The sequence below is a fragment of the Methylorubrum salsuginis genome, assembly GCF_900114375.1.
Taxonomy (GTDB): Bacteria; Pseudomonadota; Alphaproteobacteria; order Rhizobiales; family Beijerinckiaceae; genus Methylobacterium; species Methylobacterium salsuginis.
Genome location: NZ_FOSV01000010.1, coordinates 68260 through 90270 on the forward strand (window position 1 = coordinate 68260; position 22011 = coordinate 90270).

Here is a 22011-nt window from a genome sequence, read left to right on the forward strand (position 1 = left end):
GCCGCCGCCATGGATTATGCAGCCTTTCTCGCGGCCAAGCGCCGGGCCGATCCGCCGACCGGCCTTACCGATCTGCCGCCCCTCGCCGAGGCCTTGTTCCCGTTCCAGGCCGACATCGTGCGGTGGGCGCTGCGCCGCGGCCGCGCCGGGGTGTTCGCCGGCACCGGCCTCGGCAAGACCCTGATTGAGCTCGCCTGGGGCGACGCCATAGCGCGCGCCACCGGCGGCATGGTCCTGCACCTCGCGCCGCTGGCCGTGGCCGCCCAGGTCATCCGCGAGGCCGACAAGTTCGACGTCCCGGCGCGGCAGGTGCGCGAGCAATCCGAGTGCGGGCCCGGCATCAACGTCACGAACTACCAGAAGCTCGGCCACTTCGATCTCGGTCGGTTCGTGGCCGTGGTGTTGGACGAGTCCAGCATCCTGAAGAGCGCGACCGGCCACTACCGCACGCACCTGATCCAGGCTTGCGCCACGATCCCCTACCGCCTCGCCGCGACCGCGACGCCGGCCCCCAACGACTTCATGGAGCTCGGCAACCATGCTGAGTTCCTGGGGGCGATGTCCTACACGGACATGCTCGCCACGTTCTTCACGCACGACGGCAGCGAGACGCAGAAGTGGCGCCTGAAGGGCCACGCCGAGGCTGCGTTCTGGCGCTGGCTCGCCTCATTCTGCGTGATGCTGCGCCAGCCCTCCGACCTCGGATACGAGGACGGCGCCTATCGGCTGCCGCCGCTGCATCAGGTCCAGCACACGGTTCGGGCCGAGCACGACCCGGCCGCGACCGGCACGCTGTTCCCGATGGAGGCCCGCACGATGCGGGAGCGCCTGACGGCCCGGCGCGACACGGTAGCGGAGCGCGTGGCGCTGGCTGCCTCGATCACGCCGCCGGATCGGCCCTTCGTGTGGTGGTGCAACCTCAACGCCGAGAGCGAGGGGCTGGCCCGCGCCATCCCCGGCGCGGTCGAGATCCGCGGCTCCGATGACGAGGATGAGAAGGAGCGCAAGATCCTCGATTTCGTCGAGGGCCGCAGCCTGCACCTCGTCACCAAAGCCTCGATCTGCGGCTACGGGCTCAACTTCCAGCACTGCGCCGACACCGGCTTCGTCGGCCTGAACGACAGCTGGGAGCAGGTCTACCAGTCCGTCCGCCGCTTCTGGCGCTTCGGACAGACCCAGCCCGTCACGGCCCATTTCATCGCCGCCGAGACCGAGGGCGCCGTCGTCGCCAACCTCAAGCGCAAGGAGGCCGACGCCGAGCGGATGGCCTCCGCCATGGTCGCCCACATGGCCGACCTCGGCGCGGCCGCGATCCGCGGCGCCGAGCGCGACCGCCCCGTCTACGCGCCCGCGCAGGCGCTTTCGCTTCCTGCCTGGATTGGAGACGCCGCATGAGCCACTTCGCCAACATTCGCGCCGTCAACCAAGTCGTGACCGACGACTATGCAATCTATGAGGGCGACGCCTGCGAGATGATCCAGGCCCTACCGAGCGGGATCATCCATTACGGCATTCACAGCCCGCCTTTCGAGGGCCTGTATAAATTCTCCAGGCACGAGCGCGACCTCTCGAACAGCGAGGGCGAGCAGTTCTGGCAGCACTACGCCTTCCTGATCGCCGAGTTGCTTCGCGTCACGGTGCCGGGCCGCCTGCACTCCGTCCACGTCATGCAGTTGCCGACCAGCAAGCGCCGGGACGGCTTCATCGGGATGCGCGACTTCCGCGGCGAGGTCGTGCGCGCCTTCGAGGCCGCGGGCTGGCACTTCCATTCCGAGGTGTGCATCTGGAAAGACCCGGTCGGCGCGATGACGCGCACGAAGTCGATCCGGCTCCTGCACAAGCAGATCACCAAGGATTCGAGCCTGAGCGGTCAGGCCGCCGCCGACTACGTCCTGACGTTCCGCAAGCCGGGCGAGAACCCCGAGCCGATCGGCGGATCGTTCGAGGAGTACGTCGGCACCGACCTCGACATCTCCCGCGACGCCTACGAGCGCGAGATCGCCGAGCGCCGCGGCCAGTGGAAGGGGCCTGGCCCCTACAAGCCCTGGCCCTACGAGCAATGGGCCTCGATCATGGTGTGGCAGCGCTACGCCTCGCCGGTCTGGACCGACATCGACCAGCACCGCACCCTGCAGAACAAGCGCCACAACCCGGCCGCGCGCGACGAGCGCGACGAGGCCGACGAGCAGCACATCTCGCCGCTTCAGCTCGACGTCATCGAACGCTGCGTCGATCTCTGGTCGGCGCCGGGCGACACGGTGCTCACGCCGTTCCTGGGTATCGGCAGCGAGGTCTGGGCGGCCGTCAACATGGGCCGCCGCGGCATCGGCTTCGAGCTCAAGGACACCTATTTCGCCCAGGCCGCCCGCAACCTCGCGGCTCGCCCCGCCAAGGAGGCTGAGCCGAGCAAGGTGCTCGACTTCTTCACCGCGCTCGCGCCGGCTGCGGAGTAGGTGCGGAGTGGCCCTCTCACCCGACATGATCGACGCCATGCTCGCTGCGGGGCTGACCCGCGAGCAAATGGCCGCGCTGATGAAGGTCGAGGCGGCCAAGGACCTCGCCGACGCTGAGGCCAAACGGCTGGCCGAGATCGCTGCGCAGCAAGCGAAAGAGGAAGAGCGTCGCGCGCGCCAGAACGAGCGGCAGCAGCGTCGGCGCCGTCTCGCGTCACACGTTGTCACACATCAGACGTGTGACAACGTGGTTGATGCCGTGACACGGCGTGACAACCCCGCCCCCTCCCTGAATGGTCGCCCCCCTTCCCCGACACCCCAACCCCCCACCCTTAATCCCTCCCCCGCCCCGATTTCCGATGCTGCCGCATCGGCCGGGACTGCCGTCCCGCCGCCCGCCACCGAGCTTTCGACTTCGGATCGGGTTTGGGTCGAGTTTCCCGCCGTCCTCGCCGATCTCAGCGGCCGGTCGGACAAGAGCGTCCGGACGTGGATCGGCAAGCTGCTGGCGAAGCACAGCGCCGAGGAGGTCCACGGGGCGCTGAGCGCCGCTGTCGCGGCCGGGACCGGCGACCCCTTTGGCTACACGGTGCGCGTGCTGAACCCGATCAAGCCGCGCGATGCGCCCGCGCGAGGCCGCTCGGCATCCGCCGCCGACCTCTGGGCCGCCGACGCCCACGAAGCCCACCACTCCCGCCAGCGAGGCTCGGATGACCAGCGCCCTTTCGACCGTAGCCGAACCGGAACAGCGGCTTCCGGCGATCCGTGGGGGTATCCCGCCCGCGCCGCAGCGCACGGCGGCCCTGATCGGCTACCTGCACAACAACCTGGAGCCGATCCCGGGGAACTTCCGCCGCTACGCCTTGTCGGCGGCGGCCGCGCCGACCGATGAGCAGCGCGGCCTGCTGCTGGATCGCCGCAGCGAGATCGACGCCGGGCTGAAAGGCGCCGACGACATCACCATCCGCGAGAATGTCGGCATCCTACGCTCCAGCATGGCGACGGCGCCGCTCGGCCCCGAGGCGATGCAGCTCGCCAAGCAGGGCTTCATCATGGTTCTCGGCCAGTACCCGGCCTGGGCCGTGGTGGAGACGACGATGCGGTTCCTGTCCGGCCGCACCGGCAACGGCACCTACGCGCCGACGGCGGCCGAGATGGCGAACGTCTGCCGCGAGCTGATCTCGGGCCACCTCGCCGAGCGGGCGCGGATCAACGCCATCCTCGACGCCGAGGTCTACCACGTCGCCAGCGAGGCGGATCGGGCGGAGATCAACCGCGCGCACGCCGAGTTCGTGGCCGAGACCACGAAGCGCGCCGCTGCACCGACCGGGCCGGCTCCGGAACCGCTCCCCGAGCGCCGCGACTCGAAGCTTGCCGCCGACCTTGAGCGGCGGCGAGCGCGCCGTGAGGCGGGCAAGCGCGAGGGCGCGCCTGCGCCTGCTTCGGCTCTGTCCGAAGAGGACGGCGAGACCTGATCGCCGATCCTCTCCCTACCCCCTCCCGTAGCGTATCGAGGAACAGCCGCCATGACGAACAAGCAGCGCCGCGCGCAGCGCCGGATGAAGGCCAGGGAGAAGAAGCGCCGGAACGTCAGGAAGGCGGTCGCCGTGAACATGCAGTCTGTTCGCGCGGGCGATTACACCGCGGCCCGGGAGGAGTTGCCCCGATTCGAGGTTGCGACCGGCCTGACGTGGTATGTGGTCCGGACGCTGCCGCGTTGGGCGGCGCGGGCGGCCGAGCAGATCAGGGCCATCGGCATCCCGGTGTTCGAAGCGCGGGAGGCGATCCGGCTCGTCTCGGACATCGGCAAGGTGCGAGTCGCCCTGGTGCCGGTGCTGAACCGGCTGCTGTTCGTCGGCATCGCGGAAGGTACGAGCGAACTGCGGCGCGTGGAGGAGCATCCCGGCGTCTACGACGACCTGACGAGCTATCGTCGTGGCGGCGTCATGCGCAGCGCCAGCGGCCTGCCGATGACGATCCCGGCGACCGAGATGCAGGACTTTGCCGACGCCATCACTGGACACGGCGAGGAGGTCCAGTTGGCGGCCCAGATCCTGTACGAAATCGGCCATGCCGTTGTGGTGGAAGACGGCGCCTTCGCCTCCTTTCGAGGGATCGTGGAGGAGGTCGACGAGGAGCGGAGTCGGCTCAAGGTCGCCGTGGAGATCTTCGGGCGCATGACGCCTGTGGAACTCGAATACAAGCAGGTGCGCGTCGCTTGACTTTCGCCCCGCGCGCGCGGCAGGCTCGCACTTAGGATATCCCGCCCGCGGCGACAGCGCATCGCGCAGTCTGGCCCAGGCGGCGACCCGGCCCACGGCATAGGTCCGAGGCGCCGGGATTGTTGCGCCCCGAGCGACGGGATCGCTACGGGGCTTTTTCATGCTCGGGGTAGGGCATGGCCCGTCTCGCGACCCTCGCCCCCCGCCTTGGCACCCTCGACACGAGGACAGCCCGCCCAGCCCCGAAGCGCGCTGATCCCGAGTTGCTGACCATCGAGCACAGGGCCTGGCGCCTTGAGGTACTGAAGCGCGCGCATTGGCGCTGCCAGTGGGCAGGATGCGGGGTTCAAGGCGGGCGCGGTGGCGTCAGGCTCTATGCCGACCACATCATCGAGCGGAAGGACGGTGGCGCTCCACTGGACCCGGCCAACGGACAGGCGCTCTGCCCGAAGCACCATCAGGTTAAGACGGCGCGGGCGAGGGCTGGGCGGATGGGTCTATGAAGCGACAGCACTTGGTCTCCACCACGCGATGTAGACCGCTTGGTTGGGCAGCGCCTTCTTGACTGATCCGAAGTAGCTCACGCTCCCATGGTTTGCGTACTTCGTGTTGGTCTTCAAGCGCTCAAATAGCCAGCGCTCCATGGCCACGGCTTGCCCGCCTGTCCGGTCCCAGTCGAGGAGCGCGAAGCCCTCAAGGGTCTGCCCCTCAAAGGCGAGAGCTCTTCGGTACTCGTTGCGGCGAGCCTTCGGGCGGCCCGTGATGCCGATGCAGAAGGTGTGAACTGCCGGCGCAGAGATGATGGCTTGGGCAGCTGCCAGGGTGAACTCAAGGCGGGCAAGATTCTTGTCCGTGATTGACTGCATCGCTCGCCCCTAGTCGGCCCGCTGGCGGAGCATGGCACCTAGGGAGGGGCGGGGTCAAAAGTCGGTAGCGGCAGGGGCCGGCAACCGCACAGGGTCCCATTCGCAGATTTTTTCCCGGTGGGTGAGCGCGAGGCCTGCGGAGTGCTGCGGACGTTCTGACGATGGCGAAGCCGAAAAAGTCGATCGACTGGAAAGCGGTCGAGCGCGATTATACGAAAACGGCGTTGCCTGTCAGAGAGTTGGCGCGCTGGTACAACTGCGACGAGAAGGCGATCCGCCTGCGTGCCAAGGCCGAGGGGTGGGTCCGGCCCGGCGCCGAAACTCCGCAGCCCGCTCCGCAGAGTCCGCAGCCTCTGGACGCCCTCGTAGCGCCCATCGTCGAGCGCCTGCGCGAGTTGGCACCGGATGAGCCGGCCACGACGCCGGACATCGTCGAGCGGGCCCGCCGCGTAACCCTTCGGCTGGTCGATGAGCTTGAGGCGGTGACGACGCGCAAGGGCGAACTCGGCGAAATGATCGACGAGGCCCTGGCTGGCAAGGACAACGCGAAGCAGCGCGAGAGCCTGCGGAAGGCGCTGAGCCTGAGCGAGCGGGCGACCGTGCTGAAGAACATCGCCCTGACGACCAAGACGCTGGCCGAGGCGCAGGCGCCCGCTGGCAAGAAGGCAGCAGCGGCAGAGGACGCGAAGTCGGCGGGGCTCGGCTCGGATTGGGGGGATGACCTCGCCATGCCGGACGCCCGGCCGAACTGATGGCCTGGAACACGGCCTGCCCGGACTGGGAGGATCGCATCCTCGCCGGGCGCACGCTGGTGCCGGACCTGCCGCTGTTCGAAGGCGAGGCGGCCCGCGCCGTCCGGATCTTCAACCGGCTGCGCATCCCGGACGTGATCGGCAAGCCGACCATGGCCGAGGCCGGGACCGAGTGGCTTCTGCCGATCGTGCGGGCCATCTGTGGCGCCTACGACCCGGCGACCGACCGGCGGATGATCCAGGAATTCTTCTGGCTCGTCCCGAAGAAGAATTCCAAGTCGTCCGGCGCCGCGGCCATCATGGTCACGGTGCTGATCGTGAACCGGCGCCCCTTGGCCGAAGCGCTGCTGGTGGCGCCGACCAAGGAGATCGCGAACATCGCCTACAAGCAGGCGTGGGGCATCATCCAGGCCGACCCGGAGTTGGCGAAGCTCTTCCACGGCCAGCACCACGTCCGGACCATCACCCATCGGCGCACCGGCGCCTCGCTCCAGATCAAAGCGGCCGACACCGACGTCATCACCGGGTCGAAGGCGACCTACACACTGATCGACGAGACGCATGTGTTCGCTAAGAAGCCGCGGGCGGCCGATGTCTTCGTCGAGATCCGCGGTGCGCTGGCCGCCCGGCCGGACGGCTTCCTGATTCAGGTCACGACGCAGTCGAAGGATACGCCGGCGGGCGTCTTCAAGCAGGAACTCGAGACCGCACGCCGGGTGCGCGACGGCGAGATGGCGCTCCCGCTGCTGCCGATCCTCTACGAGTTGCCGGCCCGGCTGACAAAGGACGGGGGATGGAAGGACCGGACGCTCTGGCCGCTGGTCAATCCGAACATGGGCCGGTCGGTGGATGAGGGGTTCCTCGCCAACCAGCTGACGAAGGCCGATCAGGAAGGGCCGGAGGCGCTGGCGCTGCTGGCCTCGCAGCATTTCAACGTCGAGATCGGCATGGGCCTACGGGCCAACCGCTGGCCCGGCGCCGAGTTCTGGGAGCGCGCGGCGGAGCCGGAAGGCCTCACTCTGGACGACCTGCTCCACCGCTCCGAGGTTATCTGCATCGGCATCGACGGCGGCGGCCTGGACGATCTCTTCGGCCTCGCCGTCGTGGGCCGCGACAGTGTCACCCGCGATTGGCTCGCCTGGACGCATGCTTGGGCCCACAAGGGCGTGCTGGAGCGCCGCAAGAGCATCGCGACGAAGCTGCGCGAGTTCGAGGCCGCGGGCGAGATGACGATCGTCGCCGACGAGCTGGACGACATCTCGGCCATCGTCGCCATCGCGGAACGGGTGAAGGACGCGGGCCTGCTCGCCTGCATCGGCGTCGATCCGGCGGGCCTGGGCGAGCTGATCGAGGCCTTCGCCGAGGTCGGCATCACCCAAGATGAGAAGCTCCTTATCGGCGTGAGCCAGGGCTACGGCCTGATGAACGCGATCAAGACGGCGGAGCGGAAGCTGGCGTCGGGCACGCTTCGGCACTCGGGCTCGGGCCTCGCGGCGTGGTGCGCGTCGAACCTCAAGATCGAGCCCACCGCGACCGCGATCCGGGCGACGAAGCAGAACGCGGGCGACGCCAAGATCGACGTGGCCATGGCCTTGTTCAACGCGGTGGCGCTGATGGCAACGAATCCCGAGCCGGCCGAGATCTCCGACCCGAGCGACTTCCTCCGGGAACCGCTGTTCGCCTGAAAGGCTGCGCATGGGCCTGTTCCGAAAGGCGGCGCTGACGGTCGCCCGCGGGCTGGGCCTGACGGACCAGCGCCTCACTACGTGGTTCGGCGGCGAGCCCAGCCATTCCGGCGAAAGCGTCACCGTCGACACCGCGCTGACCTTGGACGCTGTCTGGGCATGCGCCAGGCTGGTCTCGCAGACGATCGCGACGCTGCCGCTACCGCTCTACGAGCGGGACGGCCAGGGCCGCAGCCGCTCCGCGCCGCAGCACCCCCTCTATCGAGTGCTCCACGACCGCCCGAACGCGGAGATGACGGCCGTCGAGTTCTGGCAGGCGATGTTCGCCTGCAAGCTGCTGTGGGGAAACGGTTACGCGGAGATCGTCCGGGGCGCGGGCAGTCGCGTGATCGCATTGCTGCCGATGCGTCCGGATCGCGTGCAGGTCGCCCGCGAGACGGACGGCTCGCTGACCTACCGGCACACCTACCAGGGGCAGACCCAGACCCTGTCCGAGGATCAAGTTCTGCACCTCAAGGGCTTTTCGCTCGACGGCCAGATGGGCATGTCGGCGGTTGCGGCAGGTCGGCACAGCCTGGGCACGGCGATGGGCGCCGAGCGCGTCGCGGGACGCATCTTCAAGAACGGCATGCGCCCCTCGGGCACCTTCGTGGCGCCGGCCTACTTGACGAGGGAGCAGCGACAGGACGCACGGGCGTTCCTTGAGCAGTACCGGGGCGCCCAGAACGCGGGAAAGGTGCCGCTGCTGGAAGGCGGCTGGTCCTTCGTCCCGCTGAGCCTTCCGCCGGAAGATGCGCAGCTCCTCGAGACCCGCGGCTTCAACATCGAGGTCATCTGCCGCTGGTTCGGCGTGCTGCCCGTCATGATCGGGCACATGGACAAGGCCACGGCCTGGGGCACCGGGCTGGAGCAGATGAACCTCTGGTTCCTGACATACACCCTCCGCTCGCATCTGAAGGCCGCCGAGCAGGCGATCTGGACGAAGTGCCTGACCCCCGCCGAGCAACAGCGCTTCTTCGCCGAGTTCAACGTCGAGGGCTTGATGCGCGCCGACAGCAAAGGGCGCGCCGAACTATACAGCGCGGAGGTCACCCACGGCCTCAGCACCCCGAACGAGATTCGCGCCCGCGAGAATAAGCCGCCCCTGCCCGGCGGCGATCAGCTGTTCATGCAGGGCGCGATGTTGCCGATCGACAAGCTGGGCACTGCGCCGAGCGGGTCTGCCGCAGAGGCCCTGGCGAACGGGACCAACCGGGCGGGAGGTGCGCTCGACGGCCCCCCTTTCGACTTCGATGACCTCTTCAAGCGGCTTGGCGACTGCAAGGCGTTCGACCCATCGAAGCACCCTCGAGACCAAGATGGGCGTTTCTCCGGATCTGGCGGCAAGGGGCGAGCCGCGAAGCGAATGGCACGCCGCTCGCTGGAAGACAGAACACTGATGGATGTGCTCGATCTCGGACGCGTTTCGGGCGGGCGGTTTTCCCAGGCGGCGGGCCGAGACGTCGATGGGTGGCGCTTTGGGCTGGCGTCCGAGCACGTCCGCCACATCGCGGGCCGTCACGGCTTCGGATCAGGCGACCGCAGTCCAATCCTCGCCGCCGACTACGAGAACCTACCTCGACTGCTGACCCGAGGGCGCGTCACCGCCGGTGGCAATACCGAACACCAAGGGCTGGCGACGGTCATCGTGACCCTGAGCATTCGCGGCCACCGCTATCGCGCCGTTCTGGCCGTTCGGAAGCGCAAGCGGTCGCTGACCGTGCACACATTCATGAAGCGATGAGGGCGCGCAGCCCCGCGATGCCTCGTGCCTGGTCTCGCGACCATCCTTGGGCCACCGGCTGAAAGCCTACGTCCGAAACGTCTCGCCGGGCCTGCGCTGATTGCGAAGGTAGCTCTCCGGCCGCCTGCAATCAAGATCATCGACTGGGAGCTTAAGCATGCAGCCCGATGTCTTCGTGGCTCCGCTGGAGTTGAAGTTCGCCGAGGCCGGCGCCGACGGCACGTTCTCCGGTTACGGCGCGGTGTTCGGCAATATCGACAGTCACGGCGACCTGATCCTGCCCGGCGCGTTCGCCGAATCGCTCGCGGAACGCAAAGCACAGGGCCGTGGCGTCCCGATGCACGTCATGCACGGGGTATACGGCGGCGACGGCGTGCCGGTGGGAATCTGGACCAAGGTCGAGGAGGACGAGCACGGACTTCGTGTCGAGGGTAAGCTCTCCGGCATGAACACCGACGTCGGGCGCATGCGCTACGAGCTCGTCAAAGACGGGGCGCTGTCCGGACTGTCGATTGGCTACCGGATCAAGAAGAACGGCGCGGTCTACGGCCAGAAGGCGGGCGACCCAAAACGCACCCTGAAAGCGCTGCACCTCGGCGAGATCAGCCTCGTCGACGATCCTTCGAACGCCATGGCGCGCGTTACCGAGATGAAGCGGCTCGCCCGCGTCGAGATGAAGGCGGCCGTATTGACCGATCCGGACACCGCGACTGCGGCCGACCGGATCGAGGCGGCGATCCGCCTGCAGGACGGCTTCATGGCCTCCTACTTCTTCGGTTCCTCAGGCAAGGACGGCGCGCTCCTGATGGATGCGCTGCGCGACGCCTACGAGGCGCTGACAGGTTCGCGTGCCCCGGACGGCCTGATGGGCTGGACGAAGGGCGCGATCACGGAACGGGAGGTGAAGGCTTGGCTCCGGGAGGAGTTCGGGCTGTCACACACCCAGGCGGGCGCCATGGCCGGGCGCTTGTTCAAGGCGAGTCCTCGGGACGAGGGGCGCGACCAGGCCGATCAGACCGAAGCCCACACGATGCTCGCCGACCTTGGCAGCAGCCTCGCCGGCTTCAAGCTCCCCTGAACCAACCGAAAGACGACATCATGACCAAGCTCATCGTGAGCGCCGGGGCGATCCCGGCGGCGTTCCTGGCTGCCTGCAGCATCGGCGGCCTCCGCGTGGCGCTCGCCCCGCCCGACAGCGGCGCAGCCGCAGCGTCCGGCACCCAAGGCGGCGCTGGCGACGGCGAGATGAAGGTGCTGGCCCAGGGCCTCAAGGCCGCCACCGACGAGGTGAAGCGCTTCGCCGAGAAAGCCGAGGGCGAGATGAAGAGCCTCGGCAAGCTGACCGACGAGACCAAGGCCGCCGCGGATAAGGCGATCACCGAGATGAACGGCAAGATCGGCGAGTTCGACGCCCGCCTCGCCGAGGTCGAGCAGAAGGCGGCGCGGCGCGGTGGCAGCCATGCGACCGAGGTGAAGTCGCTCGGCCAGCACTTCATCGACAGCGAGAAGGCGAAGTCGATGCTCGCCGACGGCTCCTCGCACAAGGGCTCGGCTCGCGTGTCGATCGAGACCAAGAACATCACCTCGGCGACCTCGACTGTCGGCACCGGCGTGTCGGCCGGCAACTCGCTCGTCCCCGCCGACCGTCAGCCCATCGTCGGGCTGCCGAACCGTACCCTGCGTGTGCGCGACCTGATCACGCCCGGACAGACCAGTTCCAGCAACATCGAGTACCCGGCCGAGACCGGCTTCACCAACGCGGCCGCCCCGGTCGCCGAGGGCAATCTGAAGCCCAAGTCCGACATCACCTTCGACCTGCGTTCGGCCCCGGTTCGCACCATCGCGCACTACTTCAAGGCCTCGCGGCAGATCCTCGACGATGCGGTCGGGCTCGCCTCCTACATCGACGGCCGGGCCCGCTACGGCCTGCAGTTCGTGGAGGAGGCACAGATCCTCTACGGCAACGGCTCGGGCGCCAACCTCAACGGCATCATGCCCCAGGCCAGCGCCTACGCCGCGCCGTCCGGTGTGACCGTGACGGGTGAGACCCCGATCGACCGGCTGCGCCTCGCAATCCTGCAGGCGACGCTCGCGCTCTATCCGGCCTCGGGCATCGTCCTGAACGACACGGACTGGGCACGGATCGAGCTGACGAAGGACACGCAGGGCCGCTACATCATCGGCTCTCCTCAGGGGCAGATCGCGGCGACCCTGTGGGGCCTGCCGGTGGCGACCACCCTCGCCATGGCGGTCAACGACTTCCTCGTCGGCGCCTTCCAGCTCGGCGCGCAGCTCTTCGACCGCATGGCGATCGAGGTGCTGGTGTCGTCCGAGAACGAGGACGACTTCATTCGCAACCTGCTCACGATCCGCGCCGAGGAGCGGCTGGCGCTTGCCGTCTACCGCCCGGCGGCCTTCGTGAAGGGCAACCTCGTCACCCCCACCCCCTGATCGGTCGTGACGATCACCATCCATGACCGGCGGCGGCCCGCTGCCGCCGGCATCGCACTCACGGGAGGTGGACAGATGGCAGAAGCCGACGACGTGATGGTGCAGCCCCTCACCAGCTACATGGAGGGTGCCGAGCACAAGAACGCACAGAGCGATCCCTATAAGATGCCGCGGTGGCAGGCGGCCGAACTCGAGGCGCTCGGGCATGCCCGGATCGTGGGCCGCGAGGACGAAGGCAAGGCGCCGGTCGAAGACGGTCGGGCGGATGCCGCCGACGAGGCTGCTATCGACAACGACGGCAAGCCCCGCGGGCGCCGCGGAACCGCGCGAGGCTGACCGTCATGCGGCGTCGCTGGGTCATCGGCGGCCTCGCGCTTGGCGCCTTGGCGCTGTTGGCTGGTCAGGCGTCCTATGAGCCGTGGCATCAGCCCGACTGCTTCGGTGTCATCGGGCAGGTCATTTTCTGCGCGACCGGCAAGGGCCGCGAGGCCGTGCCGTGCGGCCTGATGACGAGCCCGCTCAACGTCATGACGGCGCCCTTCGTCCGCGCGACGATCGATCCGATCATCTTCGACGGCGTGACGACGACGCCGAAGCAGTTCGCGATCTCGAAGCCCGCGAACGCCACGACCTACCGCTTCGTGAACCCGTGCGACGTGGATGTCCGCATCCGCAAGGTTGGGAGCCTGTCTGAGACCGTCACAGCGACGACCGGCGTCCGCTATCTCGCCCGTACGGTCGAGGTGATCGGGACCAGCAACCCGAGCTTCGTATCGATCATGGCGGTGTCGGCGCCGAGCACGCCGTGCGCGCCCGAGCTTCAGTATGGGAACGGGTCGTGATGCGTCCCGGCGCCGTCCTCTGGCTCTTCGCCTGCCTCTCGCTCGGGCTCGTCTCGCCAGCCGAGGCGCGCGGGATCGGCAGCCCCGGCATGGGGCCGCCCGGCCCGGCGGGCGAGGCCGGTGCGCAAGGGCCGCAGGGTGATCGGGGCGCCCCAGGGGTTCCCGGTACTTCAGGCGCAAAAGGCGACAAGGGCGATGCAGGACCGCAAGGACCGAAAGGCGACGCCGGACCGACCGGACAGCCAGGAGCGAGCGGAATCGCAGGCGAGCGAGGCCCGGCGGGTCCGGCAGGGCCAACTGGACCGGCAGGCCCAAAGGGCGATGCGGGCCCTCAAGGCGTCGCAGGTGCCCAAGGACTGAAGGGCGACACGGGCGCCGCGGGCAAGGACGGGACACCCGGCGCCACCGGGCCGGCCGGTCCGAAATCCTCCGTCCTCGTCTGCACCACGACCGTTTCGGCGACCGCCTTGCTGCAGGTCGCGGCGGGCGTCCGATCCTTCACCGGGATCGCCTGCGCGGGTGCGCTCACGACCGACCTGCTTGAAATCTACCCCGCGAGCGCCGCAGCGCTGCCGACCGGCTGGGCGCTTCACCATGCCCTGCCGACCGCGGCCAACACCCTCACGGTCGTCGCGAACGTGCCGGTGGTGTCGGTCGCGGCGAATTTCGCCATCCCGGTCGTCGTCTACGCGGTGAATCGATGAACGCTTCCATCATCGTGCCGCCCGTGAGCACGCGCCTGACGACCGCGGCGAACGCCCGGGGCGATCTCGGGTTGCCGGCGTCCGCGCCGACCGACACGCAACTGGAGCGCTGGATTGACCAATCCTCCGCCCAGGCCTCGACGTTCTGCCGCCGCGTCTTCGGCCGGACCACCTACCGCCAGCGATTCGACATCGCGAACCGCTGCCGCGACGAACTCTATCTCGGCCTGCTGCTCGACGCCGGCCCGGTCGTGTCGATTCAGGCGGTGGCGGTGGACGGCCTGCTGCTGAGCCCCGACACCTACGAGGTGGACGACCGGCTGCTCTATCGGCTGCAAGACGGCGACCGCCGAGCCTTCCACGGCCGCATCGTCGCCGTCGAGTACGTCGCCGGCTGGGTGCTGCCGGGCGACGACGATTATGCGAGTCCGCCCGCCGGCGCGGAAAAGCTACCCGGCGACATCGAGCGCGCCGTGATCCAACTGGTAGGCGGCCCGGCCTTCGGGGTCGGGCGCGACCCGATGGTGAAGAGCCAGGACGTTGAGGGCATCGGCTCGCGTAGCTTCTACGTCCAAGGCGCGAGCGCGGCGCTGCCGCACCCGGAAGCCGAAGCGACGCTGGCGCAGTATCGGAGGCTCGCCTTCGCGTGACGCCCGCCGCTGCCATCGCTATGCTAGATCAGGAAATCCGCGAGCACGGACAGGACGTCGTCCTGCGCCGGCCCGTGGCGAACGCCGCGGCGATCGAGAAGCCGTCCCGCGCCTTCGTCCGCGGCTACCGGCCCGATGAGCTGGCCGGCGGCCTTCAGCAAGGCGACACGCAGGTGGTGCTCTCGCCGACGGGGCTGCCCGTCGAGTTCGCCGATGCCGACGCGACCCGACTGAGAAAACTCGACCGCATCATCTTCGACGGACGCACCCGCACGGTGAAGTTCGTGGAGCCGGTGCGGATCGCCGGCACGCTGGTGCGGATGAACGTGACCGTGGAGGGCTAGATGGCGCTCGCCCGCTTCAAATCCTCCGGCCTCGACGTTCGCCTGACGGTGGCGGCCTCGCTCTCGCCGGAGCGCCGCCGCGCCCTCATCGCCGAGCACGCCCGCGAGGGCCTGCGCGAGAGCCAGGAAATCAACCGGGCCGCGCTCGGGCACGTGCCGGGGCACGACACCTTCGTGGACGGCCGCGCCGAGGCGCCGCTGACCAGCGTGAACCCCGACCGCGGCGTCATCGTCTTCCGCTTCCACCTGCTGAGGCAGGTCATCAAGTGGGTGGACGAGATGCTGATCGTCCACTCGCCGGTGCTGACCGAGCGCTACGCCCGCAGCCACATCTGGTTCGCCGACGACGGGGAGATGGATCCGCTCAACCCGCCGCCCGCCGAGCGGTACATCGTCCTGAACGGCCAGCCGTACGCGAGAAAAGTCGAGCGCGGCCAGTCGCGGCAGGCGCCCGACGGCGTCTACGAGAGCGTCGCCGTCATGGCGAAGAAGCGGTTCGGGCAGGTCTCCTACATCGGCTTCGGCTTCCGCTCGCTCCCGAGCGGCGCCATCGGCGAGTGGGCGCAGACGGCCTCGGCTGAGCGGCTGGCCGCGCGCTTCCGCAAAGGCGACCCGAGCAAGCGCGAAGACTGGCTGACGCGCCAGCCCGCCATCATCATCGAAGAGGGGACTTGGTAGGCATGGCGCTCTCTGCGGTCTCCGCCGCGGTCGAGGGTCGGCTGACGGCGTGGTCGGCGGCGCTGACCGGGCGTCCGCCGGTGCGCGGCCTCAACACCCAGGACGCCGAGACCCCGGCCGACAACAGCGCCTACCTCGAGGTCCACTATCCCGTTTCGACCTCGGAGCAGATCAGCATGGGCGCGCCCGGCGCGAACGTTTGGCGTGACGAGGGCGCGTTCCGGGTGCTGCTGAACGTCGAGTCGGGATCGGGCGTCGTCGGCGCGCTCGCCCTGGTCGATGAGATCGCCGCCCTGTTCCGCGGCAAGAACTTCGACGGCGTCCGCTGCTTCGCGCCGTCCCAGCCCGTGATCGACGACCGCAACGATGCCGGCGGCTGGTTCACCCTGTCGTTCGCCGTCCCCTACGACCACGACATCATCGCCTGATCCGGCCGCCTGCGCGGCCCGACCTCGATCCTCTCCCGCGTCGGAGAGGCCTTCCGCGCGCCGCGTCGCGCCCTTTCACGACCATCAGGAGCAGGACTATGGCATTCGCCAATGGGTCGGAGCGGCGTACCGCCTACGTCGCCGAGACCGTCTTCGGGCAGACCCCCGCCACGCCCTCATTCAAGCTGCTGCGCATCACCGGCGGCGGCCTGCGCACCAACAAGGGCACCGCCACGATCGACGAGATTCAGGCCGACCGGAACGTCCGCGACGAGCTGATGACCTCGCAGGACGTGACCGGCTCCTACGATTTCGAGCTGTCGGGCGACACCTTCGACGACTTCATCGCTGCCGCGCTGCGTGGCGCCTGGGCGACCAACGTCCTGAAGAATGGCGTGCTGCGTCCCTCCTTCACCATCGAGGAGACCATCAACTTCGGCGGCACCAACAGCTTCAGCCGGTTCGCGGGCGTGATGGTCAACACCATGTCGCTCAACCTGCCCTCGCGGCAGAAGGTGACGGGCTCGTTCGGCCTGATGGGCGTACAGGAGACGCTGGACTCGGCCATCGTCACCGGCGCCACCTACGCGGCGGCCAACACCAACCAGCCGGCCACGTCATCGGCGAACGTCGGCACGCTGACGGTGGGCGGCACCACGACCCCGATCCGGCTCAAGTCGCTGCAGCTGGAGGTGAACAACGAGATGCGCGTGCGCGACTCGGTCGGCACACTCCTTTCGGCCGAGTTCGGCGTCGGCCGCTGCAACGTGACCGGCACCGCCGAGATGTATTTCGAGGGCAACGACCAGTACGCGGCCGTCCTCGCCCACGGCTCCGGTGCGATCTCCTTCACGGTCGGCGTCGAGGCCAACAAGAAATACACGATCCTGATCCCGAAGGCCCGGTTCCTCGACGGCGCGCCGAACAAGGGCGGCAACACCGACGACGTGATGCTGAGCCTGCCGTTCCGCGGGATCTTCGACAGCACCACCAACGCGTCGATCCAGATCACCCGCGCGGTCGCCTGATCGCTCGCCTCATCCTGACCCGCGGCGCTTTCTCAGCGCTGCGGCCCTGATGCGCGAGGAGGCGCAGCATGAAGACCGTCACCATCCTTTCCGACTTCTCGTCCTACCCGAATGGGAAGGACGAGCGTGCGTTCCGGACGGGCGAAGAGCCCGAGCTGTCGAACGAGCACGCCGATCTGCTGATCGGCAAGGGCCTCGCCCGCCTCAAGGGCTCCGACGCCAAACCCTCCACCACCAAGGCCGAGCCGGCGCCCGCCGCCGAGGTTGAGAAGAAGGATTCCGACGCGTGAAGATCCAAAAAGTCGACGCCGAGAAAATCGAAAACGGTGCCTGGGTTGGCGAAATTCCCGACATGGGCGACCTCCGTCTCAAGACGAAGGGCCTCAACAACGCGGGCTTCCGCAAGCTCCAGCAAACGCTGATGGCCGCCGTGCCGCGACAGGACCGGCACCAAGGCCGACTGCCGCCGAAGGTCATGGACGAAATCAGCGCCAAGTGCCTGCTCAACCACGCCCTGATCGACTGGGAGAACCTCGAGGACGAGAACGGCCAGCCGATCCCGTACTCGAAAGATCAGGCTCGCGCCTTCCTCACCGACCCGGCCTACCGGCCGTTCTTCGACGCCTGCGTCTATGCGGCGACCGTCGTCGGCGAGGAGCAAGCCGCCGCGGACGAGGCGGACGAGGGAAACTCGCAGACTGCCTGAGGTGGTCGCTGGTTTGGGGCAAGGAGATCGAATGGGCCGAGCGGGAGATGGAGCACGACCCCACCTTCTGCCCGCCCTTCATGGCCGACCGCCCCGAACTCGCGCCCCATCTTGGGGTCTACAGCGAGGCGTTCTCCGACCTCTCGACGGATCGGCCGCTCGGCGCCTTCGGCGGCGCCGGGCCCATCCCGTGGTCGGCGATCGACCGCTACGCAGCCCGGCACGAGATCGACGACGCCGACGATTTCGACCGGCTTCGCCGCATGATCCGGGTCCAGGATCGGGTCTATCTGGATCATATGGCGGAGGAGGCGAAGACGAGAGGCGGGAAAAGCTAAGACGATCTGCGCTTCTGCCTTAGATCGTTCATCTTGCGCTCTGCGGCTTCTACCAGAGCCGTACGCATCAACTTTCCCTCCTCGTCGCCATCATCAATCGTTTTGCCAAGACTGGCCCGATAGCCCTGCAAATAATTCAGAAGATCGACCCCATTTTTCCCCATGCCAATGACAAGATCTACAAATACGTACAGGGCCGCATTGCTTGTTGACAAAGCTTGTCGTGTAAGCATTTCATAAATGACCTCATCAGGAATGTGCTTGTTATTGAAGCTGGCCTCAATGCGCGCTATGATCTCAGCGTTCATAGATCTATTGTTCGACTCAGCCTCAGCTTTGAGGCGATCGCGTAGTCCGTCTGGCATGCGGAGCATGAATTTGTCGGCGGTGTCACTCGGCGCGGGCGGCTTGCTCATGCCGACAGCGGTAGTAGCGATCTGACACTTTTGCTATGGTAGCGAATTGACATGATGTCAGAACGACATCATCATATGTCGAGTCGCTACCACGGAGGCGCGAATGCAGCGGCAGGCGCAGGCACGCGAGCACGACAAGTTCATCGTCAGGATGCCGGACGGCATGCGTGGCCGGATCGCGGAGGCGGCAAAGCGCAACCACCGCAGCATGAACAACGAGATCGTCCATCACCTCGCACAAGCGTTCGGTGACGGCGAAAGGCCGACGACGGGGGGAGAGTTTGGCGACACGACCCCCGCCGCCGGTTCCCACGACAGCGCCCGGCAAGGCGCTCCCGCAGTCCACGGATGAGGAGCATCCGCAGATGGCCCGACATAATAGCAGCCCGCCGACCGTTTCAATCGGCGGCGTCGATCTCTCCCGGATCGAGTTCCGCGGTGAGCAGGTTGTGACCTTCGCGCAGGTCGATCGCGTCCACGAGCGCCCTGAAGGGACCGCGCGGCGCACGTTCAACGACAACCGCAGTCGCTTCGTCGAGGGCGAGGACTACACCACCGAAAAGCTGGACGTTTTACGTACGGCTTTCCCTGGCGCCTTTCCGGCCCGGGGCGGGGGCGATGTCACCCTTATCACCAAGCGCGGCTACCTCAAGCTGGTGAAGCCGATGTCCGACGACCGGGCGTGGGCCGTCCAGGGCGAGATGATCGACCGCTACTTCGCGATCGAACGGGCCGCCGAGATGGCGCCGAAAGCCGGTAACGCCGAGATGGCACGGATCGCCCGCGCCCGCGAAGCCCGCCTGAGCTTCAACGGCTTCCTGAAAATCTGCCGCATGATCGGCGTGACCGGCAACCACGCGGTGCTCTCGGCCGACGGCGCGACCCGCGAGATGACCGGCGTCAGCATGCTCGGCCTGCTCAAGACGCCGCGCTTGGAATCGGACATCGGCGGCGCGCAGATCACGGTGACCGACATCGGCCGCGCGCTCGGGCTCAGCGCCCGCGAAACGAACAAGGCGCTCATCGATCACGGCTTTCAGACTGCGTTCCGCGATGCGAAGGACCGCATCGTCTACGAGCCGACCGATAAGGGCCGGGAGCATGGAGGTCGGATGGCCGCGACCGGCAAGAAGCACCACAACGGCACGCCCGTGACGCAGCTCATCTGGTCAACGGCGACGACCGAGGCCCTGCGGGGTGATCTCGGGACGGTGACGGCCTGATACGAAGCGGCCCGGCGGGAAGGTAGGAGCTTCCGCCGAGCCATCGAACCCCCGAGATTTTCAGGAGAAATCCCGATGGCCTACGCCAGCGATAGCACACGCTTGCCTTCTACGGGAGGCCCCGTCTCCCTCGCCATCCGCGCCGTCGAGCGCGAGCACGATCCGGGGCGGCGTCTCCTGCTTGCCGCTGCTGCGGCGCTCCCCTTCATCCCGCAGCCGGCGCGGGCCGCCGAGGCCCATCCCGACGCCGCGCTTCTCGCCCTCAAGGAACGCTGGACCGCGATGGACGACGCCTTCATGCGGACCAGCAGCGCCGCCTCGGAACTGGTCGATATCGGTCGGCCGGCGATGCCCGAGGCGCTGTTCTTCCACGATCAGGACCACGACTTCGGCCTCCACCTCTTTGCGAAACAGCGGGCCGACGGCCGGCTCTGGTACGTGATGGGGGCGCCCAATCGGTTGGGCCGCAACGCCGACGAGCTGCGCAGGCCGCAGATGCGGGTGCAAACCGTACCTGTCGAGCCCGGCGACAAGGTCCATCCCGGCGCCACGCACATCACGAAGAAGGTGGCGTGGCCGGAGCGGCAGGCCCGCGCCGACGAGATCGTAGCGGCTTGGGATGGCTGGATGGCCGACATCCAAGCCGCGCAGGATGCCAGCGGATATACGGCCATGCGCGCCGAGGCCGACCGACTCTGCGTGGCGGCCAGCGCGATCGAGGACGAGATGGAGGCGATCACGCCCCGTACCCTCGACGGGCTCGTGGCGCTCGCGGCCTACGCTCGGCGCGTCCAGGCCGACGCGGACGACGAGGAGGTGAAGGGCGGGATGCTCGCTCGGGCGATCTTGGCGGTGGCCGCGGTCGGCGTGGCCTGACGCTTAAATGCGATCCTCGCGGCGCCTCATGCAGGCATGCATGCGCGTGCCGCGAGGATCGAACTACCTGAGTGGCGTCCCAGTTTTTTCGCAAGCGTAGTATACTCCGGCGCGATCGCCGTCTGAACTGCCAAAGCCGGTTACAAAAAAACCTTCGCCCTTCACACCTAAGACGCCACTGAAGGGCGTGTTTCCGGCATACGCGCCGTAGCTATTTTTTCCGTTGACGAACCCGCAAACGCCTATCGCTGCCTCATTCATCTGCGCGGCAAGAAATGGCGCTTCAAAACGGGCGCTGGTGTAGTCCTTGAGCTTAGATGCCACTTCCTTTTTTATTACGGCTACTTGCTTAGGGCTGAGTTTAATAAGCTTTGGCGCCTCCGACTGAGCCCCCGCCGTCCCGGCCCACAGGCACACCACCGCCACCACGGCCCACAACCGAACCATCACCCATCTCCCCATTCCACCGGGGGCGCACCATGACGCGGGGTGGGGTTGGGTTGCAACTTCGAGAAGAGGGACGATCCTACGTGGCTGACTGGTGTCTCCTTCAGTTCGGGTTGACGATGATGGCGCTGCTGATCTGCACCGTCACGTCCAGGGCGACGTACCTTTTGGCCAAGTCGGTCGCGGACATGCGGGCGCGGATGGATAGCGCCTTGATGGATTTCGACGAGCGAGGCAGGCGCACGGCCATGCCGACCGTGCCCGAGCCGCCCGGCTCGACGGTCAGCAGAACCTCGTGATTGTTGTCTAGACCCGAATCCAGCAGGGTGGAGCTTTCGATGTTCTCGATTGGCCTCACCAGCCAAGCGACCCGGCACCTGCGCGGGCTCGTGACCGTCAGCTTGTCGATAGTCGCGGTGGCGGTCCCTCGGTTGCGAAGAATAATCTGGACCTCAGCGGTTTGATCGTCATGCAGCCAGAGGCGGGCGTCGAGGTTCCTGCCCAGTGTTTTGCGCGCAATGCCGAGGCTCTTTATGGCGGGTACCAGGCCAAGCACGCCGAACAACGCGGTTAAAAGCATTCCGGCAATCGCGATATTGCGATCAATGTTCAGACTGTCCGCTATAGTCCGGACGATCTCGGCGCTTCGTTCATAAACAGACACAAAGAAACTTTGCACGTCGGCGCGCCCCGGTGATTCGGCGTCCGATCCTACACCCACCCTCCGTTGAAACGACGCTGTGCTTCGCGCGGCGCTTTCGCGTGGAGTTTCCATGGTCGCTACTCGACAGCTCGTCGATGAAACGACGTTTCGCTACAAAACGGAGGGCGCTGAAAAGGCGGTCGCCGATGCGAACAAGGTCGCCGACGCGCAGCAGAATGTTGCGAAAACTGGCGAGGAAGTCGCTGCCTCGACCGAGCGGTCGGAGCGAAGGGTCCTCAGCGCGAAAGCCGCGCTGGACCGTTTTGCTGCTGCCAACGATGCCGCGTTCCGCGCTCAACAGCAGGTCGAGAAAGCTCAAGCTCTGGTCAATCGCGCCCTCGAACAGGGCCTTGGGGGCACCGTCGCCTATCAGCGGGCCACCGCCGCCCTCGCGGAGAAGCAGGCGCATCTGGCGC

31 protein-coding genes are annotated in these 22011 nt (G+C 67.5%); 26 read left to right on the forward strand and 5 right to left on the reverse strand.

Features of this window, described 5'->3' with window-relative positions; translation table 11 throughout:
* Positions 1 to 9: 9 nt before the first annotated feature.
* From BM140_RS13290 to BM140_RS13310, 6 genes are all read left to right on the forward strand, one after another.
* Complete coding sequence (locus BM140_RS13290; protein WP_091946831.1) at positions 10 to 1395, forward strand: DEAD/DEAH box helicase; 1386 nt, start codon at positions 10 to 12, stop codon at positions 1393 to 1395.
* Complete coding sequence (locus BM140_RS13295) at positions 1392 to 2453, forward strand: DNA methyltransferase (protein WP_091946834.1); 1062 nt, start codon at positions 1392 to 1394, stop codon at positions 2451 to 2453. Before BM140_RS13290 ends, BM140_RS13295 begins: the two co-directional genes overlap by 4 nt.
* 7 nt (positions 2454 to 2460) lie before the next feature.
* On the forward strand, positions 2461 to 3345 hold the full coding sequence (locus BM140_RS25415) for a hypothetical protein (protein WP_131803820.1): 885 nt from the start codon (positions 2461 to 2463) through the stop codon (positions 3343 to 3345).
* Positions 3317 to 3928: a hypothetical protein gene (locus tag BM140_RS13300; protein ID WP_131803822.1), complete on the forward strand. Its 612-nt coding sequence runs from the start codon at positions 3317 to 3319 to the stop codon at positions 3926 to 3928. Before BM140_RS25415 ends, BM140_RS13300 begins: the two co-directional genes overlap by 29 nt.
* Positions 3929 to 3979: 51 nt before the next feature.
* Positions 3980 to 4675 (forward strand): transcription termination/antitermination protein NusG, encoded by a 696-nt coding sequence (gene nusG / locus BM140_RS26280; protein ID WP_244535422.1) that lies wholly within the window; start codon positions 3980 to 3982, stop codon positions 4673 to 4675.
* A 176-nt stretch (positions 4676 to 4851) separates the two neighbouring features.
* Positions 4852 to 5178 (forward strand): HNH endonuclease, encoded by a 327-nt coding sequence (locus BM140_RS13310; protein WP_091946840.1) that lies wholly within the window; start codon positions 4852 to 4854, stop codon positions 5176 to 5178.
* Here BM140_RS13310 and BM140_RS13315 read toward each other — a convergent pair.
* Positions 5173 to 5541: a hypothetical protein gene (locus BM140_RS13315; protein WP_091946843.1), complete on the reverse strand. Its 369-nt coding sequence runs from the start codon at positions 5539 to 5541 to the stop codon at positions 5173 to 5175. The genes BM140_RS13310 and BM140_RS13315 overlap by 6 nt on opposite strands.
* 161 nt (positions 5542 to 5702) lie before the next feature.
* On the opposite strand from BM140_RS13315, the gene BM140_RS13320 reads away from it, so the two are divergent.
* The 17 genes from BM140_RS13320 (at position 5703) to BM140_RS13395 (ending at position 17930) form a co-directional block, all read left to right on the forward strand.
* Positions 5703 to 6293, forward strand: a complete 591-nt coding sequence (locus BM140_RS13320; protein WP_131803824.1) for a hypothetical protein — start codon at positions 5703 to 5705, stop codon at positions 6291 to 6293.
* Positions 6293 to 7978, forward strand: a complete 1686-nt coding sequence (locus tag BM140_RS13325) for a terminase large subunit (RefSeq protein ID WP_091946847.1) — start codon at positions 6293 to 6295, stop codon at positions 7976 to 7978. The genes BM140_RS13320 and BM140_RS13325 overlap by 1 nt, the downstream gene beginning before the upstream one ends.
* Before the next feature lie 10 nt (positions 7979 to 7988).
* Positions 7989 to 9761 (forward strand): phage portal protein, encoded by a 1773-nt coding sequence (locus BM140_RS13330; RefSeq protein ID WP_244535423.1) that lies wholly within the window; start codon positions 7989 to 7991, stop codon positions 9759 to 9761.
* 157 nt (positions 9762 to 9918) lie between these two features.
* Complete coding sequence (locus BM140_RS13335; RefSeq protein WP_091946850.1) at positions 9919 to 10839, forward strand: HK97 family phage prohead protease; 921 nt, start codon at positions 9919 to 9921, stop codon at positions 10837 to 10839.
* Positions 10840 to 10859: 20 nt separating this feature from the next.
* Positions 10860 to 12212 carry a phage major capsid protein gene (locus BM140_RS13340; protein ID WP_091946854.1) on the forward strand — a complete coding sequence of 451 codons (1353 nt, stop codon included), beginning with the start codon at positions 10860 to 10862 and terminating at the stop codon, positions 12210 to 12212.
* 6 nt (positions 12213 to 12218) lie between these two features.
* Entirely contained in the window at positions 12219 to 12548 is a 330-nt protein-coding gene (locus BM140_RS13345) for a hypothetical protein (protein WP_165616456.1), read from the forward strand.
* 5 nt (positions 12549 to 12553) lie between these two features.
* A complete protein-coding gene (locus BM140_RS13350) occupies positions 12554 to 13054 on the forward strand; it encodes a hypothetical protein (protein ID WP_091946862.1) in 501 nt (166 codons plus the stop codon).
* 195 nt (positions 13055 to 13249) lie between these two features.
* Positions 13250 to 13414, forward strand: a complete 165-nt coding sequence (locus BM140_RS26285) for a hypothetical protein (protein WP_244535424.1) — start codon at positions 13250 to 13252, stop codon at positions 13412 to 13414.
* Positions 13415 to 13521: 107 nt separating this feature from the next.
* On the forward strand, positions 13522 to 13758 hold the full coding sequence (locus tag BM140_RS26290) for a hypothetical protein (protein WP_114435996.1): 237 nt from the start codon (positions 13522 to 13524) through the stop codon (positions 13756 to 13758).
* Entirely contained in the window at positions 13755 to 14408 is a 654-nt protein-coding gene (locus BM140_RS13360; RefSeq protein WP_091946868.1) for a hypothetical protein, read from the forward strand. The genes BM140_RS26290 and BM140_RS13360 overlap by 4 nt, the downstream gene beginning before the upstream one ends.
* On the forward strand, positions 14405 to 14752 hold the full coding sequence (locus tag BM140_RS13365) for a hypothetical protein (RefSeq protein ID WP_131803825.1): 348 nt from the start codon (positions 14405 to 14407) through the stop codon (positions 14750 to 14752). The genes BM140_RS13360 and BM140_RS13365 overlap by 4 nt, the downstream gene beginning before the upstream one ends.
* Positions 14753 to 15430, forward strand: coding sequence for a hypothetical protein (locus BM140_RS13370; protein WP_091946873.1), 678 nt, complete (start codon positions 14753 to 14755; stop codon positions 15428 to 15430).
* 2 nt (positions 15431 to 15432) lie between these two features.
* Complete coding sequence (locus BM140_RS13375) at positions 15433 to 15858, forward strand: phage tail terminator-like protein (RefSeq protein ID WP_091946876.1); 426 nt, start codon at positions 15433 to 15435, stop codon at positions 15856 to 15858.
* A 98-nt stretch (positions 15859 to 15956) separates the two neighbouring features.
* Positions 15957 to 16886: a phage tail tube protein gene (locus BM140_RS13380; RefSeq protein WP_091946879.1), complete on the forward strand. Its 930-nt coding sequence runs from the start codon at positions 15957 to 15959 to the stop codon at positions 16884 to 16886.
* Positions 16887 to 16954: 68 nt separating this feature from the next.
* Complete coding sequence (locus BM140_RS13385; protein WP_091946882.1) at positions 16955 to 17176, forward strand: hypothetical protein; 222 nt, start codon at positions 16955 to 16957, stop codon at positions 17174 to 17176.
* A 62-nt stretch (positions 17177 to 17238) separates the two neighbouring features.
* Positions 17239 to 17592 (forward strand): hypothetical protein, encoded by a 354-nt coding sequence (locus tag BM140_RS13390; RefSeq protein ID WP_131803827.1) that lies wholly within the window; start codon positions 17239 to 17241, stop codon positions 17590 to 17592.
* A gap of 47 nt (positions 17593 to 17639) precedes the next feature.
* On the forward strand, positions 17640 to 17930 hold the full coding sequence (locus BM140_RS13395) for a phage tail assembly chaperone (RefSeq protein ID WP_091946889.1): 291 nt from the start codon (positions 17640 to 17642) through the stop codon (positions 17928 to 17930).
* Here BM140_RS13395 and BM140_RS13400 read toward each other — a convergent pair.
* Entirely contained in the window at positions 17927 to 18346 is a 420-nt protein-coding gene (locus BM140_RS13400) for an Arc family DNA-binding protein (RefSeq protein WP_091946892.1), read from the reverse strand. The two genes, BM140_RS13395 and BM140_RS13400, sit on opposite strands and share 4 nt — an antisense overlap.
* A 103-nt stretch (positions 18347 to 18449) precedes the next feature.
* Between BM140_RS13400 and BM140_RS26590 the strand changes: the two genes are divergently transcribed.
* The 3 genes from BM140_RS26590 to BM140_RS13415 all read left to right on the forward strand — a co-directional run bounded on the left by BM140_RS26590 (position 18450) and on the right by BM140_RS13415 (position 20445).
* Positions 18450 to 18698 carry an Arc family DNA-binding protein gene (locus BM140_RS26590; RefSeq protein WP_091946895.1) on the forward strand — a complete coding sequence of 83 codons (249 nt, stop codon included), beginning with the start codon at positions 18450 to 18452 and terminating at the stop codon, positions 18696 to 18698.
* Positions 18595 to 19569 carry an ORF6N domain-containing protein gene (locus tag BM140_RS13410; RefSeq protein ID WP_207549459.1) on the forward strand — a complete coding sequence of 325 codons (975 nt, stop codon included), beginning with the start codon at positions 18595 to 18597 and terminating at the stop codon, positions 19567 to 19569. Before BM140_RS26590 ends, BM140_RS13410 begins: the two co-directional genes overlap by 104 nt.
* 75 nt (positions 19570 to 19644) lie before the next feature.
* Positions 19645 to 20445: a hypothetical protein gene (locus tag BM140_RS13415; RefSeq protein ID WP_091946901.1), complete on the forward strand. Its 801-nt coding sequence runs from the start codon at positions 19645 to 19647 to the stop codon at positions 20443 to 20445.
* Positions 20446 to 20508: 63 nt separating this feature from the next.
* Here the strand turns inward: BM140_RS13415 and BM140_RS25425 are convergent, their stop codons facing one another.
* The 3 genes from BM140_RS25425 to BM140_RS25890 form a co-directional block, all read right to left on the reverse strand.
* Positions 20509 to 20892 carry a hypothetical protein gene (locus BM140_RS25425; RefSeq protein WP_131803829.1) on the reverse strand — a complete coding sequence of 128 codons (384 nt, stop codon included), beginning with the start codon at positions 20890 to 20892 and terminating at the stop codon, positions 20509 to 20511.
* Between the two features lie 103 nt (positions 20893 to 20995).
* Positions 20996 to 21571, reverse strand: coding sequence for a hypothetical protein (locus tag BM140_RS13420; protein WP_165616457.1), 576 nt, complete (start codon positions 21569 to 21571; stop codon positions 20996 to 20998).
* The gene (locus tag BM140_RS25890; protein WP_165616458.1) at positions 21543 to 22004 is read right to left on the reverse strand and encodes a hypothetical protein; all 462 of its coding nucleotides are present in this window, start codon (positions 22002 to 22004) and stop codon (positions 21543 to 21545) included. Before BM140_RS25890 ends, BM140_RS13420 begins: the two co-directional genes overlap by 29 nt.
* Between the last annotated feature and the right edge of the window lie 7 nt (positions 22005 to 22011).